The 16,764-nt window shown below is 60.7% G+C and carries 17 protein-coding genes; 14 read left to right on the forward strand and 3 right to left on the reverse strand.

Annotated features, from left to right (window positions below; genetic code table 11):
- The first annotated feature begins 10 nt into the window (after positions 1 to 10).
- The 9 genes from argS to JFU48_RS05150 all read left to right on the forward strand — a co-directional run bounded on the left by argS (position 11) and on the right by JFU48_RS05150 (position 10,701).
- Positions 11 to 1,747, forward strand: coding sequence for an arginine--tRNA ligase (gene argS / locus JFU48_RS05110; protein WP_103486232.1), 1,737 nt, complete (start codon positions 11 to 13; stop codon positions 1,745 to 1,747).
- 1 nt (position 1,748) lies between these two features.
- Positions 1,749 to 2,456, forward strand: coding sequence for an SPOR domain-containing protein (locus tag JFU48_RS05115; protein WP_003220877.1), 708 nt, complete (start codon positions 1,749 to 1,751; stop codon positions 2,454 to 2,456).
- Positions 2,457 to 2,760: 304 nt separating this feature from the next.
- Positions 2,761 to 3,297 carry an ATP-dependent protease subunit HslV gene (hslV, locus tag JFU48_RS05120; RefSeq protein WP_003220875.1) on the forward strand — a complete coding sequence of 179 codons (537 nt, stop codon included), beginning with the start codon at positions 2,761 to 2,763 and terminating at the stop codon, positions 3,295 to 3,297.
- Between the two features lie 49 nt (positions 3,298 to 3,346).
- Positions 3,347 to 4,681, forward strand: a complete 1,335-nt coding sequence (hslU, locus tag JFU48_RS05125) for an ATP-dependent protease ATPase subunit HslU (RefSeq protein ID WP_003220872.1) — start codon at positions 3,347 to 3,349, stop codon at positions 4,679 to 4,681.
- Positions 4,682 to 4,834: 153 nt separating this feature from the next.
- Positions 4,835 to 5,212, forward strand: a complete 378-nt coding sequence (locus tag JFU48_RS05130) for a gamma-butyrobetaine hydroxylase-like domain-containing protein (RefSeq protein ID WP_201136003.1) — start codon at positions 4,835 to 4,837, stop codon at positions 5,210 to 5,212.
- A gap of 257 nt (positions 5,213 to 5,469) precedes the next feature.
- Positions 5,470 to 7,149, forward strand: a complete 1,680-nt coding sequence (phaC, locus tag JFU48_RS05135; protein ID WP_201136004.1) for a class II poly(R)-hydroxyalkanoic acid synthase — start codon at positions 5,470 to 5,472, stop codon at positions 7,147 to 7,149.
- Positions 7,150 to 7,373: 224 nt separating this feature from the next.
- Positions 7,374 to 8,228, forward strand: a complete 855-nt coding sequence (gene phaZ, locus JFU48_RS05140) for a poly(3-hydroxyalkanoate) depolymerase (protein ID WP_003220867.1) — start codon at positions 7,374 to 7,376, stop codon at positions 8,226 to 8,228.
- Positions 8,229 to 8,367: 139 nt separating this feature from the next.
- Positions 8,368 to 10,050, forward strand: a complete 1,683-nt coding sequence (gene phaC / locus JFU48_RS05145; protein ID WP_103520651.1) for a class II poly(R)-hydroxyalkanoic acid synthase — start codon at positions 8,368 to 8,370, stop codon at positions 10,048 to 10,050.
- Between the two features lie 30 nt (positions 10,051 to 10,080).
- The gene (locus tag JFU48_RS05150) at positions 10,081 to 10,701 is read left to right on the forward strand and encodes a TetR/AcrR family transcriptional regulator (protein WP_103520650.1); all 621 of its coding nucleotides are present in this window, start codon (positions 10,081 to 10,083) and stop codon (positions 10,699 to 10,701) included.
- Between the two features lie 255 nt (positions 10,702 to 10,956).
- Here JFU48_RS05150 and JFU48_RS05155 read toward each other — a convergent pair whose 3' ends face one another.
- The 3 genes from JFU48_RS05155 to JFU48_RS05165 form a co-directional block, all read right to left on the reverse strand.
- Entirely contained in the window at positions 10,957 to 11,841 is an 885-nt protein-coding gene (locus JFU48_RS05155; protein WP_201136005.1) for a phasin family protein, read from the reverse strand.
- A 10-nt stretch (positions 11,842 to 11,851) separates the two neighbouring features.
- A complete protein-coding gene (locus JFU48_RS05160) occupies positions 11,852 to 12,274 on the reverse strand; it encodes a phasin family protein (RefSeq protein ID WP_003220861.1) in 423 nt (140 codons plus the stop codon).
- A gap of 244 nt (positions 12,275 to 12,518) precedes the next feature.
- Entirely contained in the window at positions 12,519 to 12,794 is a 276-nt protein-coding gene (locus tag JFU48_RS05165) for a polyhydroxyalkanoic acid system family protein (protein WP_003220859.1), read from the reverse strand.
- 154 nt (positions 12,795 to 12,948) lie between these two features.
- Between JFU48_RS05165 and ubiE the strand changes: the two genes are divergently transcribed.
- The 5 genes from ubiE to JFU48_RS05190 all read left to right on the forward strand — a co-directional run bounded on the left by ubiE (position 12,949) and on the right by JFU48_RS05190 (position 16,750).
- Positions 12,949 to 13,719 carry a bifunctional demethylmenaquinone methyltransferase/2-methoxy-6-polyprenyl-1,4-benzoquinol methylase UbiE gene (gene ubiE, locus JFU48_RS05170; RefSeq protein ID WP_003220857.1) on the forward strand — a complete coding sequence of 257 codons (771 nt, stop codon included), beginning with the start codon at positions 12,949 to 12,951 and terminating at the stop codon, positions 13,717 to 13,719.
- On the forward strand, positions 13,719 to 14,342 hold the full coding sequence (locus tag JFU48_RS05175; protein ID WP_201136006.1) for a ubiquinone biosynthesis accessory factor UbiJ: 624 nt from the start codon (positions 13,719 to 13,721) through the stop codon (positions 14,340 to 14,342). Before ubiE ends, JFU48_RS05175 begins: the two co-directional genes overlap by 1 nt.
- On the forward strand, positions 14,339 to 15,943 hold the full coding sequence (gene ubiB / locus JFU48_RS05180) for a ubiquinone biosynthesis regulatory protein kinase UbiB (protein WP_201136007.1): 1,605 nt from the start codon (positions 14,339 to 14,341) through the stop codon (positions 15,941 to 15,943). The genes JFU48_RS05175 and ubiB overlap by 4 nt, the downstream gene beginning before the upstream one ends.
- Positions 15,944 to 16,023: 80 nt before the next feature.
- Positions 16,024 to 16,425 (forward strand): phosphoribosyl-AMP cyclohydrolase, encoded by a 402-nt coding sequence (gene hisI / locus JFU48_RS05185; RefSeq protein WP_003220851.1) that lies wholly within the window; start codon positions 16,024 to 16,026, stop codon positions 16,423 to 16,425.
- The gene (locus JFU48_RS05190; RefSeq protein ID WP_007909355.1) at positions 16,418 to 16,750 is read left to right on the forward strand and encodes a phosphoribosyl-ATP diphosphatase; all 333 of its coding nucleotides are present in this window, start codon (positions 16,418 to 16,420) and stop codon (positions 16,748 to 16,750) included. The genes hisI and JFU48_RS05190 overlap by 8 nt, the downstream gene beginning before the upstream one ends.
- Positions 16,751 to 16,764: the final 14 nt, after the last annotated feature.

A 16,764-nucleotide genomic window follows, 5' to 3' on the forward strand; every position in this document is an offset into this window, starting at 1 on the left:
AGAGAAGACCATGAAAGACACCATTCGCCAGCTGATCCAACAAGCCCTCACCCAACTCGTCAACGAAGGTGTGTTGCCTGAAGGCCTGTCGCCGGCGATTCAGGTGGAGAACGCCCGTGACAAGACCCACGGCGACTTCGCCAGCAACATCGCCATGATGCTGGCCAAGCCGGCGGGCATGAAGCCGCGCGATCTGGCGGAAAAAATCATCGCCGCGCTGCCGGCCGACGAAAACGTCACCAAGGCCGAAATCGCCGGCCCAGGCTTCATCAATTTCTTCCAGAACACCCAGGCCCTCGCCTCGCGCCTCGACGCCGCGCTGGCTGACGCTCACGTTGGCGTGCGCAAGGCCGGTCCGGCACAGCGCACCGTGGTCGACCTGTCGGCACCGAACCTGGCCAAAGAGATGCACGTCGGCCACTTGCGCTCGACCATCATCGGCGACGGCGTGGCCCGTGTTCTCGAGTTCCTCGGCGACGAAGTGATCCGCCAGAACCACGTTGGCGATTGGGGCACCCAGTTCGGCATGCTGATGGCTTACCTGCAGGAAAACCCGATCACCAGCGATGAACTGTCCGATCTGGAAAACTTCTACCGCGCCGCCAAGCAGCGTTTCGACGAATCCGAAGAATTCGCCGACCGCGCCCGTGGCCTGGTGGTCAAGCTGCAGGCCGGCGATGCCGAATGCCTGGCGCTGTGGACCCGGTTCAAGGACATCTCGCTGTCGCACTGCCAGAAGATCTACGAACTGCTCAACGTCAAACTGACCATGGCCGACGTGATGGGCGAAAGCGCCTACAACGACGACCTGATCAACGTGGTCAACGACCTGAAAGCCGCCGGCATGCTGGTCGAGAGCAACGGCGCCCAGTGCGTGTTCCTCGACGAGTTCAAAAATGCCGACGGCGACCCGCTGCCGGTGATCATCGTCAAGGCTGACGGCGGTTACCTGTACGCCACCACTGACCTGGCAGCCGTGCGCTACCGCAGTGGCAAGCTCAAGGCCGATCGCGCGCTGTACTTCGTCGACCAGCGTCAGGCCCTGCACTTCCAGCAAGTGTTTGCCGTGGCGCGCAAGGCCGGTTTCGTGACCCATCCGATGGAAATGGAACACATGGGCTTCGGCACCATGAACGGCGCCGACGGCCGTCCGTTCAAGACCCGTGATGGCGGCACCGTGAAGCTCATCGACCTGCTGACCGAAGCACAGGAACGCGCCTACAACCTGGTCAAAGAGAAGAACCCGACACTGGCCGAAGACGAACTGCGCAACATCGCCAAGGTTGTCGGCATCGGTGCGGTGAAATACGCCGACCTGTCCAAGCACCGCACCAGCGACTACAGCTTCAACTTCGACCTGATGCTCAACTTCGAAGGCAACACCGCGCCGTACCTGCTGTACGCCTACACCCGTGTGGCCGGTGTGTTCCGCAAACTGGGCAAGGACTTCAGCCAAGTCGATGGCCAGATCGTCCTCGAAGCGGCGCACGAACAAGAGCTGGCGGCGAAACTGGCGCAGTTCGGCGAAGTGCTGAACAACGTCGCGGAAAAAGGCACCCCGCACATCCTCTGCACCTACCTGTATGACGTCGCCGGTCTGTTCTCCAGCTTCTACGAGAACTGCCCGATCCTCGCCGCCGAAACGCCGGCCCGGATGCAGAGTCGTCTGCGTCTGGCCGCGCTGACCGGTCGTACTCTCAAGCAAGGCCTGGAACTGTTGGGCCTGGAAACTCTGGAGCGCATGTAAGTTGGCTGCCAAGAAAAAACCTGCACCCAAGCGTGGCGCCAGCCGTTACCAAGCTCCTGCAAAGCAACCGATTCCGGGCTGGCTGTGGATGGCCATCGGCCTGACGGTCGGTGCGTTCATCGTGTTCCTGATGAAACTGGAGCCGGGCAAGGGCAGCGACACGGTCAAGCGCGAGAAGATCGAGCAAGCGCAACAGCAGAAAGCCACGAAAATCGCCGAGGCCAACAAGACCCCGCCGAGCCCGACACAACCGGTGAAGCCGAAGTACGACTTCTACACCCTGCTGCCGGAATCGGAAGTGATCGTGCCGCCGGATGCCGTGCCGGAGAAAACCCTGCCGACACCACAAGTGCCGACCACGCCGGTTACCCCGGCGGAAGCGGCGAAGATCGATACCGCGCGGGCGCAGGCTGCGCTGTCGGGCATTACCCCGCCGCCAGCGCCACCGGTGGCGAAAGCGGCGCCGGTGACCAAGTTCTTCCTCCAGGCCGGTTCGTTCCGCAAAGAGGCGGACGCGGACAAGGTACGGGCGCAGATCATTCTGCTCGGCCAGGCTGTTTCGGTTGAGTCGGGCACGGTGAAGGATGAGACCTGGTACCGCGTATTGGTCGGCCCGTTCAGCAACCGCGAACAGCTGACGACTGCGCAGAAACAACTGGCGGGCAGCGGCTTCAGCAACCTGTTGTTACAACAACGCCAGAGCCGCTGACCTCTCGCCGAACGTAAATCGTTCGGCGGACTTTGTGGCGAGGGAGCTAGCTCCCGCTGGGGTGCGAAGCGCCCCCAAAGCCTGTAAATCCGGTGCATCAGACAGTCCGGGATTGTAGATTTTGCGACTGCTGCGCAGCCGAGCGGGACGGTGCGACGATTCGACAAGCTCCCTCGCCACAGAGTTTTTCACTCTCCCACGACACCGCTCGTCCCCTCACCCGCGCTATGGTTGAAATCCTCTCCAGCACCCCCATATGAATGGGCATAAGGCATTTTCGCCCCGCTGCGTGGAGACTCTTCCCTTGACCACCATCGTTTCAGTCCGCCGCCACGGCAAAGTCGTCATGGGCGGCGACGGCCAGGTTTCTCTCGGCAACACCGTGATGAAAGGCAACGCGAAAAAAGTTCGCCGCCTGTACCACGGCCAGGTCATCGCCGGTTTCGCCGGTGCCACCGCCGACGCCTTCACCCTGTTCGAACGTTTCGAAGGCCAGCTCGAGAAACATCAGGGCCACCTGATCCGCGCCGCTGTCGAACTCGCCAAAGAATGGCGCACCGACCGCTCCCTGAGCCGCCTCGAAGCCATGCTCGCGGTCGCCAACAAGGACGCGTCCCTGATCATCACCGGCAACGGTGACGTGGTCGAACCCGAGAATGGCCTGATCGCCATGGGTTCCGGCGGTGGCTATGCACAGGCTGCAGCCAGCGCACTGTTGAAAAAGACCGACCTGTCGGCCCGTGAAATCGTCGAAACCGCACTGGGCATCGCTGCCGACATCTGCGTATTCACCAACCACACTCAGACCATTGAGGAGCAGGATCTCGCTGAAGAAGCCTGATACGGCCCCTGTGCCACGGCCTTTTTCTGCTTGAGGACCGCCAATTACTATGTCCATGACTCCCCGCGAAATCGTCCACGAACTCAACCGCCATATCATCGGCCAGGACGATGCCAAGCGCGCCGTCGCGATTGCCCTGCGCAACCGCTGGCGCCGCATGCAGCTGCCTGAAGAGCTGCGCGTTGAAGTGACCCCGAAGAACATTCTGATGATCGGCCCGACCGGTGTCGGTAAAACCGAGATCGCCCGTCGCCTGGCGAAACTGGCCAACGCGCCGTTCATCAAGGTCGAAGCGACCAAATTCACCGAGGTCGGCTACGTCGGCCGTGACGTTGAATCGATCATCCGTGATCTGGCCGACGCTGCGATCAAGATGCTCCGCGAGCAGGAAATGACCCGCGTACGCCACCGCGCCGAAGACGCTGCCGAGGACCGCATCCTCGACGCGCTGCTGCCACCGGCACGCATGGGCTTCAGCAACGAGGAGCCGGCTCAGGATTCCAACACGCGCCAACTGTTCCGCAAGCGCCTGCGCGAAGGGCAGCTGGACGACAAGGAAATCGAAATCGAAGTCGCCGAAATGGCCGGCATCGAGATCGCCACGCCGCCTGGCATGGAAGAAATGACCAACCAGTTGCAGTCCCTGTTCGCCAACATGGGCAAGGGTAAGAAGAAAGCTCGCAAGCTCAAGGTCAAGGAAGCGCTGAAACTGGTGCGCGACGAAGAGGCCGGGCGTCTGGTCAACGAAGAAGAGTTGAAGGCCAAGGCGCTGGAAGCGGTCGAGCAGCACGGCATCGTGTTCATCGACGAAATCGACAAGGTCGCCAAGCGCGGCAATGTCGGCGGCGCCGATGTGTCCCGTGAAGGCGTACAGCGCGACCTGCTGCCGCTGATCGAGGGCTGCACCGTCAACACCAAGCTGGGCATGGTCAAGACCGACCACATCCTGTTCATCGCTTCCGGTGCGTTCCACCTGAGCAAGCCGAGCGATCTGGTGCCCGAGCTGCAAGGCCGTCTGCCGATCCGCGTCGAACTCAAGGCCCTGAGCCCGGAAGACTTCGAACGCATCCTCAGCGAGCCGCACGCTTCGCTCACCGAGCAATACTGCGCACTGCTGAAAACCGAAGGCCTGAACATCCAGTTCCAGCCGGAAGGCATCAAGCGTCTGGCCGAGATCGCCTGGCAGGTCAACGAGAAGACCGAGAACATCGGTGCCCGTCGCCTGCACACGCTGCTCGAGCGTTTGCTGGAGGAGGTGTCGTTCAGCGCCGGCGATCTGGCCAGCGCGCATGACGACAAGCCGATCCTGATCGACGCTGCGTACGTCAACAGCCACCTGGGCGAATTGGCGCAGAACGAAGACCTGTCCCGTTATATCCTGTAAGCCATACTTACAGCGGTAGCGGACCCTGTGGGAGCGGGCTTGCTCGCGAAGAGGCCGTGCCAGTCGACAGCAATGTTGGCTGACACACCGCATTCGCGAGCAAGCCCGCTCCCACATTTGAATCAGGGTCGCCCACACAACGGACGCCAGACCATGACCTCAATCCCCACCGACATCAAACTGCACAAAGCCTCGAAAACCCTGACGCTCAAATACGCGTCCGGCGAGGAGTACACCCTGCCCGCCGAATTCCTGCGCGTGCACTCCCCTTCCGCCGAGGTCCAGGGCCACGGCAAACCGATCCTGCAATTCGGCAAGCTCAATGTCGGCCTCAGCGGCCTGGAACGGGCCGGTCAGTACGCACTGAAACTGACCTTCGACGACGGTCACGACAGCGGCTTGTTCACCTGGGAATACCTGTACCAGTTGGCCGTGCGCCAGGAAGACCTCTGGAACGATTATCTGGCCGAGCTCAAAGCCGCCGGGAAAACCCGCGATCCGGATCAGTCGATCGTCAAGCTGATGCTCTAGTCCGAGGCTCTTGCTGTTTAGAGGGCATTTTCTAAATTCATCTGTTTGAATGCGCTGCTGTGTGGCCGAGGATCGGCCTGCTTGCGAAAAAAATTAAACTCGGGTAACCAATGGAGCTGGCAAGTTCCCTGCAGTGCTCTACGACTGTAAAGCAGCTATGCAGAATTAACGGTCACCCGAGCAGTAGTACCTGGCATTGGCTGTGGAACTGCACAGCAGAAACCGGGTACTCGTCTCAGGACAATGGAGCGTCGTAGATGAGTAACAAGAATAACGATGACCTGAAGTACCAAGCCTCGGAAAACACCCTGGGGCTTAATCCCGTCGTTGGGCTGCGCGGAAAGGATCTGCTGGCCTCTGCTCGAATGGTGCTGACCCAGGCCATCAAACAACCGATCCATAGCGTCAAGCACGTGACCCATTTCGGTCTTGAACTGAAGAACGTGCTGTTCGGCAAATCCGAACTGCAACCGGCCAGCGATGACCGTCGCTTCGCTGATCCGGCGTGGAGTCAGAACCCGCTCTACAAACGTTATCTGCAAACTTACCTGGCGTGGCGCAAGGAGCTCCATTCCTGGATCGACGACAGCAGCCTGTCACCCAAAGACATCGCGCGCGGCCACTTCGTGATCAACCTGATGACCGAAGCCATGGCCCCGACCAACACCGCAGCCAACCCGGCGGCAGTCAAACGCTTCTTCGAGACCGGCGGCAAAAGCCTGCTCGACGGTCTCTCGCATCTGGCCAAGGATCTGGTACACAACGGCGGCATGCCGAGCCAGGTCAACATGGGCGCGTTCGAGGTCGGCAAGAGCCTCGGCGTGACCGAAGGCGCGGTGGTGTTTCGCAACGACGTGCTGGAGCTGATCCAGTACAAGCCGATCACCGAGCAGGTCCACGAGCGGCCGTTGCTCGTGGTGCCGCCACAGATCAACAAGTTCTACGTTTTCGATTTGAGCCCGGACAAGAGTCTGGCGCGCTTCTGCCTGCGCAATAACGTGCAGACCTTCATCGTCAGCTGGCGCAACCCGACCAAGGCCCAGCGCGAGTGGGGCCTGTCGACCTACATCGATGCGCTGAAGGAAGCGGTCGACGTAGTTACGGCGATCACCGGCAGCAAAGACATCAACATGCTCGGCGCCTGCTCCGGCGGCATCACCTGCACTGCCCTGCTCGGCCACTACGCCGCGCTCGGCGAGAAGAAGGTCAACGCCCTGACCCTGCTGGTCAGCGTGCTCGATACCACGCTGGACAGCGACGTCGCCCTGTTCGTCGACGAGCAGACCCTCGAGACCGCCAAGCGTCACTCGTATCAGGCCGGTGTGCTTGAAGGCAAGGACATGGCCAAGGTCTTCGCGTGGATGCGCCCGAACGATCTGATCTGGAACTACTGGGTCAACAATTACCTGCTCGGCAACGAGCCGCCGGTGTTCGACATCCTGTTCTGGAACAACGACACCACCCGGTTGCCGGCGGCGTTCCACGGCGACCTGATCGAGATGTTCAAAAACAACCCACTGATTCGCCCCAATGCACTGGAAGTGTGCGGCACGCCGATCGACCTCAAGCAGGTCACCGCTGACATCTTCTCGCTGGCCGGCACCAACGACCACATCACCCCGTGGAAGTCCTGCTACAAGTCGGCGCAACTGTTTGGCGGCAAGGTCGAGTTCGTGCTGTCGAGCAGCGGGCACATCCAGAGCATCCTGAACCCGCCGGGCAACCCGAAATCGCGCTACATGACCAGCGAAGGCATGGCCGCCAATGCCGATGACTGGCAAGAGAACTCGACCAAGCACACCGATTCCTGGTGGCTGTACTGGCAGGCGTGGCAGGCCGAGCGCTCGGGCAATCTGAAAAAGGCTCCACTGAAACTGGGCAACAAGGCGTATCCGGCAGGCGAGGCTTCGCCGGGCACTTATGTTCATGAGCGGTAACTGACGCACCTCACCCCCCTGTGGGAGCGGGCTTGTGGTGAGGGGATTCATCCCCGATGGGTCGCGCAGCGGCCCCAAAACCTGCAATCGCGGCAACTATGATTCTCCGCGTTTGAGGGTATGCGACTGCTTCGCAGTCGATCGGGGATAAATCCCCTCGCCACAATGCCCGCTCCCACAAGGGATTGGAGGTGATATTGAGATTGACCCACAGGGCCTGAAGCATGCCGCAACCGTTCATTTTCCGTACCGTCGATCTGGATGGGCAGACCCTCCGCACCGCGGTACGCCCCGGCAAGCCTCATTTGACGCCCTTGCTGATTTTCAACGGCATCGGCGCCAACCTGGAGTTGGTGTTTCCGTTTGTCGCGGCGCTGGACCCGGATCTCGAAGTGATCGCCTTCGACGTGCCCGGTGTCGGCGGCTCGTCGACGCCGAACCGGCCGTATCGCTTTCCCGGGTTGGCGAAGCTGACTTCGCGGATGCTCGACTACCTCGACTACGGCCAGGTCAATGTGATCGGCGTGTCCTGGGGTGGTGCACTGGCGCAGCAATTCGCCCACGACTACCCGGAACGCTGCAAGAAACTGGTGCTGGCGGCGACCGCGGCCGGTGCCTTCATGGTGCCGGGCAAACCGAAAGTGCTGTGGATGATGGCCAGCCCGCGACGCTACATCCAGCCGTCCCACGTGATCCGCATTGCGCCGTTGATCTACGGCGGCTCATTCCGTCGCGACCCGACGCTGGCTGCCAGCCATGCGGCGAAAGTACGTTCGGCGGGCAAGCTCGGTTACTACTGGCAACTGTTCGCCGGCCTCGGCTGGACCAGCATTCACTGGCTGCACAAGATCCATCAGCCGACCCTGGTGCTGGCCGGTGACGACGACCCGCTGATCCCGTTGATCAATATGCGCATGCTCGCCTGGCGGATTCCCAACGCCCAGTTGCACATCATCGACGACGGTCATCTGTTCCTGATCACCCGCGCCGAAGCGGTGGCGCCGATCATCATGAAGTTCCTCCAGGAGGAGCGTCAGCGAGCGGTCATGCATCCGCAACCCTCGCCGCTGGGCGGATAAATCACGGCGGCAGGCTTTATGCAGGGTTTTGAACAACGTGCGCGGCAGGACGCCGCGCAGGCAGCAACCCGTAACAGCGACTATGGTGTTCTGGTTCGGTGAGTTTGTTTTTGACCTGAAGACGAAGGAGTGTTGAGTCATGCGCGACAAACCTGCGACGGGCGTAGTGCCCAGTCCCGCCGTGTTCATCAATGCACAAAGTGCAATGACCGGGCTGCGTGGCCGTGACCTGCTCTCGACGCTGCGCAGTGTCGCAGCCCACGGTCTGCGCAACCCGATCCACAGTGCCAGACACGCGCTGAAACTCGGCGGCCAACTCGGTCGCGTGCTGCTCGGTGAAACCCTGCATCCGACCAACCCGCAGGACGCGCGGTTCGCCGACCCGGCGTGGAGCCTCAATCCGTTCTACCGGCGCAGCCTGCAGGCGTATCTGGCCTGGCAGAAACAGGTCAAGAGCTGGATCGATGAAAGCAGCATGAGCGAGGACGACCGCGCCCGCGCGCACTTCGCGTTCACCCTGCTCAACGATGCCGTGGCGCCCTCCAATACCTTGCTCAATCCGCTGGCGGTCAAGGAGCTGTTCAATTCCGGCGGCCAGAGTCTGGTGCGCGGCCTGAGTCATCTGTTCGATGATCTGCTGCACAACGACGGCCTGCCGCGCCAGGTCACCAAACAGGCTTTCGAAGTTGGCAAGACCGTCGCGACCACCCCCGGTGCCGTGGTGTTTCGCAACGAACTGCTGGAGCTGATCCAGTACAAGCCGATGAGCGAAAAACAGTACGCCAAGCCGTTGCTGGTGGTGCCGCCGCAAATCAACAAGTACTACATTTTCGACCTCAGCCCGCAGAACAGCTTTGTCCAGTACGCGCTGAAAAACGGCCTGCAGACCTTCATGATCAGTTGGCGCAACCCGGACGTACGCCACCGGGAATGGGGCCTCTCGACCTACGTCGAAGCGGTGGAAGAAGCGATGAACATCTGCCGGGCGATCACCGGCGCGCGCGAGGTCAACCTGATGGGCGCCTGCGCCGGTGGCCTGACCATTGCCGCGCTGCAGGGGCATCTGCAGGCCAAACGGCAGCTGCGGCGAATCTCCAGTGCAACCTATCTGGTCAGCCTGCTCGACAGCGAGATCGAAACCCCGACCACCCTGTTCGCCGACGAACAGACCATCGAAGCTGCCAAGCGCCGTTCCTATCAGAGAGGCGTGCTCGACGGTCGCGACATGGCCAAGGTGTTCGCCTGGATGCGGCCCAACGATTTGATCTGGAGCTACTTCGTCAACAACTACCTGCTCGGCAAGGAGCCGCCAGCCTTCGACATTCTGTACTGGAACAACGACAACACGCGCCTGCCCGCCGCGTTCCACGGTGACCTGCTGGACTTCTTCAAACACAATCCGCTGACCCACCCGGGCGGCCTGGAAGTCTGCGGCACGCCGATCGACCTGCAGAAAGTCACCGTCGACAGCTTCAGCGTGGCCGGCATGAACGACCACATCACGCCATGGGACGCGGTGTATCGCTCGACGTTGCTGCTCGGTGGCGAACGGCGCTTCGTGCTGTCCAACAGCGGCCACGTGCAAAGCATCCTCAACCCGCCCAGCAACCCGAAAGCCAATTACGTCGAGAACGGCAAGCTCAGCAGCGATCCGCGCGCCTGGTATTACGACGCCAAACGCGTTGACGGCAGTTGGTGGCCGCAGTGGCTGGAATGGATTCAGCAGCGCTCCGGCACGCAGCACGAAACCACGTTTACCCTCGGCAACCCGAACTATCCACCGATGGAGGCAGCACCCGGCACCTACGTGCATGTGCGCTGACGCTTAACCGAACTTTTCTAAGAAGACTGGATGAAAACCCGCGACCGGATTCTCGAATGTGCTCTGCAGTTGTTCAATGAGAAAGGCGAACCGAACGTCTCCACCATGGAAGTTGCCAATGAGATGGGGATCAGCCCCGGCAACCTCTACTACCACTTCCACGGCAAGGAGCCGCTGATTCTCGGCCTGTTCGAACGTTTCCAGAATGAACTGGCGCCGTTGCTCGATCCTCCATCGGATGCCGAGTTGGCGCCGGAGGATTACTGGCTGTTCCTGCACTTGATCGTCGAGCGCCTGGCGCAATACCGGTTTCTGTTCCAGGACCTGTCGAACCTCGCCGGGCGCCTGCCAAAACTGGCCAAGGGCATCCGCAATCTGCTCAACGCCCTCAAGCGCACGCTCGCGTCATTGCTGGCGCGCCTGAAGGCGTCGGGGCAATTGGTCAGTGATACCCAGGCGTTGGGGCAACTGGTGGAGCAGATCACCATGACCCTGCTGTTCTCGCTGGACTATCAGCGGATTCTTGATCGCGAGGGTGAGGTCAAACTGGTGGTGTACCAGATCATGATGCTGGTGGCACCGCATCTGCTGCCGCCGGTGAAAGTGGCGACGGAGCGGATGGCCCTTCAATACCTCGAAGATCACGAATGAAATCAAGAGCCCCTCACCCTAACCCTCTCCCAGAGGGAGAGGGGACTGACCTTATTGTCTTACGCGATACGGCGACCTGAAAAATCCAGTCGATTATGGATTCAATACAACACTTTCAGGTCGGTGTAAGGCTGAAGCATCCCCGAATCGGCCCCCTCTCCCTCGGGGAGAGGGCTGGGGTGAGGGTAAGCTTTTAAAAAGACAAACAAAAACGCCCGACCTTCACAGGCCGGGCGTTTTTTTTGCCCTGAAAAATCAGGACTGACTGTTTGGCGTCGACGGTGTCAATGCAGCAGTCGGGGTCGCTACCGGGGTCGGTGCAGCGGCGGAGTTCGACGCGCTGGCCGGGGTTGCCGGGGTAGCTGGCTTGGCTGCCGGAGCAGCCGGTTTTGGCGCAGCGGCTTTCGGCGCGGCCGGTTTTTTCACTGCCGGTTTTTTCGCCGCAGCCGGTTTGGCCGCTGGCTTGGCAGCAGGTTTGGCCGCTGCGGTTTTCGCCGCTGGCTTGGCTGCGGCTTTGGTGGCAGGTTTCGCAGCAGCTTTGGCAGCAACCGGTTTCGCGGCGGCTTTGGCGGCTGGTTTGGCAGCGGCCGTTTTAGCGGCAGGCTTGGCGGCAGCGGTTTTTGCCGCAGGCTTGGCGGCTGGTTTCGCAGTCGCTTTGGCCAGTGGCTTGGCGGCCGTTTTGGCTGCCGGTTTGGCCGCTGCGGTTTTCGCCGCGACCGGTTGGGTTTTCAGACCGGTGAGTTTCTCGATCTGCTTGGTCAGGGTTTCGACTTTGCTGTGCAGCGCTTTGACTTCATTGCGGCTAGGTACACCCAGGCGCGAAATGGCGCTGTTCAGGCGCTTGTCAAAAGCCCCTTCCAGCTCGTCCCACTTGCCCAGTGCGCGATCTTTCACGCCGCTGATGCGCGATTTGGCCGAAGAAGCGGAATCCTTGGCGGCATCGACTTTCTTGCCGACTGCAGACTTGGTGAGCTTCTCGGCTTTCTCGCCGTCTTTGACCAGTGACTCGAAGAGCTTGCTGCCGTCAGTGTCGATCTTCGAGTACACGCCTAAACCAGCCAGCCAGATTTTGCGGGAGTAGTCTTCGACTTTCCCAATCCACGAGCTGCCTTCTTTATCGGTGTTCTTTTTACCAGCCATCCCGTTCTCCTTAAGATTTACGCGCGACGCGTTCGAGCAATGCCGTCAGCTCATCGAGCTTAGCAGAGAGTGTCTCAACGTCATGTTTAGACGGAATGCCGATACGATTCAAGGCGCTTGCCACGCGGGAGTCGAACGCCTTCTCGACCTTGTCGAGCTGAACTTCGACGCGACCTTTGAACGAGCTGACTTCACCCTTGGCTTCATCGATCTCGGCATTGGCGGCTTCGAGCTTTTCGGTGACAACCTTTTTGCCTTTCTTTTCAACAGTTTGACCAGCCTTGATCAACTCCTGAAAGTAGTCGCTGCCCTCTTGGCCAACCTTGGCGTAGGCACCCAGGCCTGCCAGCCAGATCTTGCGGGCATAGGATTTGACGTCGCTCAGGGTAGAAGTCGAAGCGTCGATTTTTTTCTTCAGAATTACTTTGGCCATGGTGCACCTCACGCGCAGAAGGTTTGAGGAACTGCCCGCAAAGGTGTCGGGCTCAGGCACAAAGTAGGGAGAAAAATTAGAAACGGCACCCTAACAACTGACATAAACAACAGGGGCACCACAAAACAAATGTGGGAGCGGGCTTGCTCGCGAATGCGGTGCACCAGTCACGAGAAATGTCGACTGGTACACCGCATTCGCGAGCAAGCCCGCTCCCACAGGAGAATTTCATTTCAGGCAGAAATCAGACCAGCGCTTTGTCCAGCGCCTTCTCGATCTCGGCTTTGATCATGCCGCTCATGGCCGACATCATGATGCCCAGCTCCACGTCGACGCGGATCGAATCGTCAGCCACATGCACCGCGCCTTTCACGCCCGAGCGCTTGAGGTTCAGGGTGTCGCCCGACCACTGCGGCTCCAGGCCATATTGATCGGAGAGTTTCTGCGCCAGCTTGTCGGCCTTCTCGCGGGCGGCTTCCTTGCCCAGGCTGTGGGCACGCTCAACACTGATTTTGGCCATTGAATGACTCCTGCTTGATGAATAGGTGACGGTAAATCTTGACCGCGTCTGCGGCAAATCGTCCCGAAGGTTACCCATCTTACCTTTAGCCATTCCAAGACAAAGCATGGCTTGGGGATTAGAATGTCGCGCATTCTCTTTTGGTGACAGCGATATGACTGATCAGCGCAAAGGCAGCGATGCCGAACCCACCACTCACTTCGGCTTCAAAAACGTTCCGGAAAGCCAGAAAGCGGAAAAAGTCGCTGAGGTGTTCCACTCCGTAGCCGCGAAATACGACCTGATGAACGACCTTCTGTCGGGCGGCATGCACCGTCTGTGGAAGCGTTTCGCGATCGAACTTTCCGGTGTGCGCAGCGGTAACCGCGTGCTCGACATCGCCGGCGGCACCGGTGACCTGACCAAGAAATTCTCGCACCTGGTTGGCCCTACCGGTCAGGTGGTATTGGCCGACATCAACGAATCCATGCTCAAGGTCGGCCGTGACCGCCTGCTGGATCTGGGTGTGTCGGGCAACGTCGAATTCGTTCAGGCGGACGCGGAAAAGCTGCCGTTCCCGGACAACCATTTCGACTGCGTGACCATCGCCTTCGGCCTGCGCAACGTGACGCACAAGGAAGACGCCCTGCGCTCGATGCTGCGCGTGCTCAAGCCCGGCGGCCGCCTGCTGGTGCTGGAGTTCTCCAAGCCGACCAACGCGCTGATGTCCAAGGCCTACGACGCTTACTCGTTCGCCTTCATGCCGCTGATGGGCAAGCTGATCACCAATGACTCGGAAAGCTATCGCTACCTGGCCGAATCGATCCGCATGCACCCGAATCAGGAAACCCTGAAGTCGATGATGGTCGACGCCGGTTTCGACCGCGTGACCTATCACAACATGACCGCAGGCATCGTCGCCCTGCACCGCGGCATCAAGCCCTGATGTTGCTCACCGGGCTGCTCGCCAGCGTCGAACTCGGCCTCAACCGGGTGCTGCGTCTCGACAGCACGGCGCTGCCTCGGCTGGCGCATCTGACTGGCAAAGTGATTGCCGTCGATTGCCGCAGCCCGGCGCTGCAACTGTTCATTCTGCCCAGCGATGAGGGGCTGATGCTCGCCTCGCACTGGGAAACCGGCGTCGACTGCACCCTGCGCGCCCCGGCTTCAAGCCTGGTGAAACTGGCCGTGAGCAAAGACAAGACCGCGGTGCTGCACGCCCCGGAAGTCGAGCTCGACGGTGACAGCGGCGTGCTGCTGGAGCTGGCCGGCGTGCTGCAGGACCTCAAGCTGGACTGGGAGTACGAACTCTCGCGCTGGCTCGGCCCGGTCGCCACGCAACTGATAGGTGGCCACCTACGCAGCCGCGCACGCTGGTATCAACAAGGATTTGCCAGCCTCAACCAGAACCTCGCCGAATACCTCGCCGAAGAATCGCGCACCCTGGTCGGGCAGCGCGAAGCCGAAGCGCGGTTCAGCGAACTGGACCGGATCAAACTTGATCTGGAACGTCTCGAGGCGCGTTTCGAGCGCCTTTCCCGATCCCTCGACCCAAGCGATAACGCATGAAGCTGCTTGCCGTCCGCCGTCTGTTGCGCATCCAGCGCGTCGTGATCCGCTACCGCCTCGATGACCTGCTGTTCGAGCTGCCGCTGCCCTGGTTTCTTCTGGCGCTGCGCTACGTGCTGCCGTGGCGCTGGTTGCCGCGCAAGCCGCTGGAGCTGAGCCGTGGCGCGCGTCTGCGTCTGGCGCTGCAGGATCTGGGGCCGATCTTCATCAAGTTCGGGCAGATTCTTTCGACCCGCCGCGATCTGCTGCCGGAAGACATCGCCGATGAGCTGATGCTGCTGCAGGACCGCGTGCCGCCGTTCGATTCGCAGCTGTCGATCAAGCTGATCGAAGAACAGCTGGGCAAGAAAATCAGCGAAGTGTTCAGCCGTTTCGACGTCGAACCGCTGGCCTCGGCCTCGGTGGCGCAAGTGCATGCCGCGCAGCTGAAAACCGGTGAAGAAGTGGTGGTCAAGGTGATCCGCCCGGGCCTGAAACCGGTGATCGCTCAGGATCTGGCGTGGCTGTTCATCCTCGCCCGCGCCGCCGAAAAGGTCTCCGCCGACGCCCGCCTGCTGCACCCGGTGGACGTGGTGCAGGACTACGAAAAAACCATCTACGACGAACTCGACCTGCTGCGCGAGGCGGCCAACGCCAGCCAGCTCAAGCGCAACTTCGAAGGCTCGCCGCTGCTCTACGTGCCGCAAGTCTATTGGGACTGGTGCCGGCCGAAAGTGCTGGTGATGGAGCGCATCTACGGGATTCAGGTGACGGATCTGGCGACCCTCGCCGACCAGCGCACCGACATGAAAATGCTCGCCGAGCGCGGCGTGGAGATCTTCTTCACCCAGGTGTTCCGCGACAGTTTCTTCCACGCCGACATGCACCCGGGCAACATCTTCGTCAGCACCGTCAACCCGTGGAGCCCGCAGTACATCGCGATCGACTGCGGCATCGTCGGCAGCCTGACCCCGGAAGACCAGGACTACCTGGCGCGCAACCTGTTCGCCTTCTTCAAGCGCGACTATCGCCGCGTGGCGCAGTTGCACATCGATTCGGGCTGGGTGCCGGCGGAAACCAAGCTCAACGAATTCGAAGCGGCGATCCGTACCGTGTGCGAGCCGATCTTCGAAAAACCGTTAAAAGATATTTCATTTGGCCAGGTGCTGATGCGCCTGTTCCAGACCGCGCGGCGCTTCAACATGGAAGTGCAGCCGCAACTGGTGTTGCTGCAAAAGACCCTGCTGAACATCGAGGGCCTCGGTCGTCAGCTGTACCCGGATCTGGATCTGTGGAACACCGCTCAGCCGTTCCTCGAGCGCTGGATGCGCGAGCGCGTCAGCCCGAAAGCCTTGATCGGCAACGTGCAGAGCCAGTTCGAACAGCTGCCGCACCTGGCCAACATGGCCCGTGACCTGCTCGAACGCATGTCGCAACCGCACGCCTACGACCCGCCGCCACCGTGGCACAAACGCAAGGACGACTGGTTCCTGCGCCTGCTCGGTTGCGCGCATCTGGCGGGCGGGACGATCCTTGCCGCCGGCGGCCCGTTGCACGAACTGGGGCATTGGCCGGCGGGCATCATGGTGGCAGTCGGCTTGTATCTGGTCGTTCGCCGATAGCCAGTTTGCTGATCGGCTGGCACACTGTTTCAACGCCTGAACCCGACTATCGAAGTGGGGGTTCGCTGTCGGAGTCGAAGATGAAAAACTGGCTGGACGAGATCAAGTGGGACGCAGATGGCCTGGTGCCGGCGATTGCCCAGGATCACAAGACCGGACGCGTGCTGATGATGGCCTGGATGAACCGCGAAGCGCTGGAACTGACCGCTGCGGAAAACCGTGCAATCTACTGGTCACGTTCCCGTGGCAAGCTGTGGCGCAAGGGCGAAGAGTCCGGCCACGTACAGACCCTGCATGAAATGCGCCTGGACTGTGATGCCGACGTGATCATCCTGATGGTCGAACAGATCGGCGACATCGCTTGCCATACCGGCCGTCAAAGCTGCTTTTACCGCGTCTACGAAAACGGTGACTGGAAGACAGTCGACCCGGTTCTGAAAGACCCGCACGCTATCTATTCCGCAGGACATAAACATGAGTGACACCCTGACTCGTCTGGCCGAAGTGCTCGAAGAGCGCAAAGGCGCAGCGGCCGACAGCTCATATGTAGCTAGTCTGTATCACAAGGGCCTGAACAAGATTCTGGAGAAAGTCGGCGAAGAGTCGGTCGAAACCATTATTGCCGCCAAGGACGCCGCCATCAGCGGTGACTGCAGCGATGTGATCTACGAGACTGCCGACCTGTGGTTCCACAGCATGGTCATGCTCGCCCAACTGGGGCAGCATCCGCAGGCCGTGCTGGATGAACTGGATCGTCGCTTCGGTCTGTCCGGACACGTCGAGAAAGCCTCGCGTCCGTCCGCCTGAACAATTTTTAGAGA

The organism is Pseudomonas sp. TH49 (assembly GCF_016650625.1).
GTDB classification, from domain to species: Bacteria; Pseudomonadota; Gammaproteobacteria; order Pseudomonadales; family Pseudomonadaceae; genus Aquipseudomonas; species Aquipseudomonas fluorescens_H.

Coding starts and splice junctions, on each gene's coding strand:
- argS (WP_103486232.1), top strand. CDS start 11: ATGAAAGACACCATTCGCCAGCTGATCCAACAAGCCCTCACCCAACTC.
- hslU (WP_003220872.1), top strand. CDS start 3,347: ATGTCCATGACTCCCCGCGAAATCGTCCACGAACTCAACCGCCATATC.
- JFU48_RS05130 (WP_201136003.1), top strand. CDS start 4,835: ATGACCTCAATCCCCACCGACATCAAACTGCACAAAGCCTCGAAAACC.
- phaC (WP_201136004.1), top strand. CDS start 5,470: ATGAGTAACAAGAATAACGATGACCTGAAGTACCAAGCCTCGGAAAAC.
- phaZ (WP_003220867.1), top strand. CDS start 7,374: ATGCCGCAACCGTTCATTTTCCGTACCGTCGATCTGGATGGGCAGACC.
- phaC (WP_103520651.1), top strand. CDS start 8,368: ATGCGCGACAAACCTGCGACGGGCGTAGTGCCCAGTCCCGCCGTGTTC.
- JFU48_RS05150 (WP_103520650.1), top strand. CDS start 10,081: ATGAAAACCCGCGACCGGATTCTCGAATGTGCTCTGCAGTTGTTCAAT.
- JFU48_RS05155 (WP_201136005.1), bottom strand. CDS start 11,841: ATGGCTGGTAAAAAGAACACCGATAAAGAAGGCAGCTCGTGGATTGGG.
- JFU48_RS05160 (WP_003220861.1), bottom strand. CDS start 12,274: ATGGCCAAAGTAATTCTGAAGAAAAAAATCGACGCTTCGACTTCTACC.
- JFU48_RS05165 (WP_003220859.1), bottom strand. CDS start 12,794: ATGGCCAAAATCAGTGTTGAGCGTGCCCACAGCCTGGGCAAGGAAGCC.
- ubiE (WP_003220857.1), top strand. CDS start 12,949: ATGACTGATCAGCGCAAAGGCAGCGATGCCGAACCCACCACTCACTTC.
- JFU48_RS05175 (WP_201136006.1), top strand. CDS start 13,719: ATGTTGCTCACCGGGCTGCTCGCCAGCGTCGAACTCGGCCTCAACCGG.
- ubiB (WP_201136007.1), top strand. CDS start 14,339: ATGAAGCTGCTTGCCGTCCGCCGTCTGTTGCGCATCCAGCGCGTCGTG.
- hisI (WP_003220851.1), top strand. CDS start 16,024: ATGAAAAACTGGCTGGACGAGATCAAGTGGGACGCAGATGGCCTGGTG.
- JFU48_RS05190 (WP_007909355.1), top strand. CDS start 16,418: ATGAGTGACACCCTGACTCGTCTGGCCGAAGTGCTCGAAGAGCGCAAA.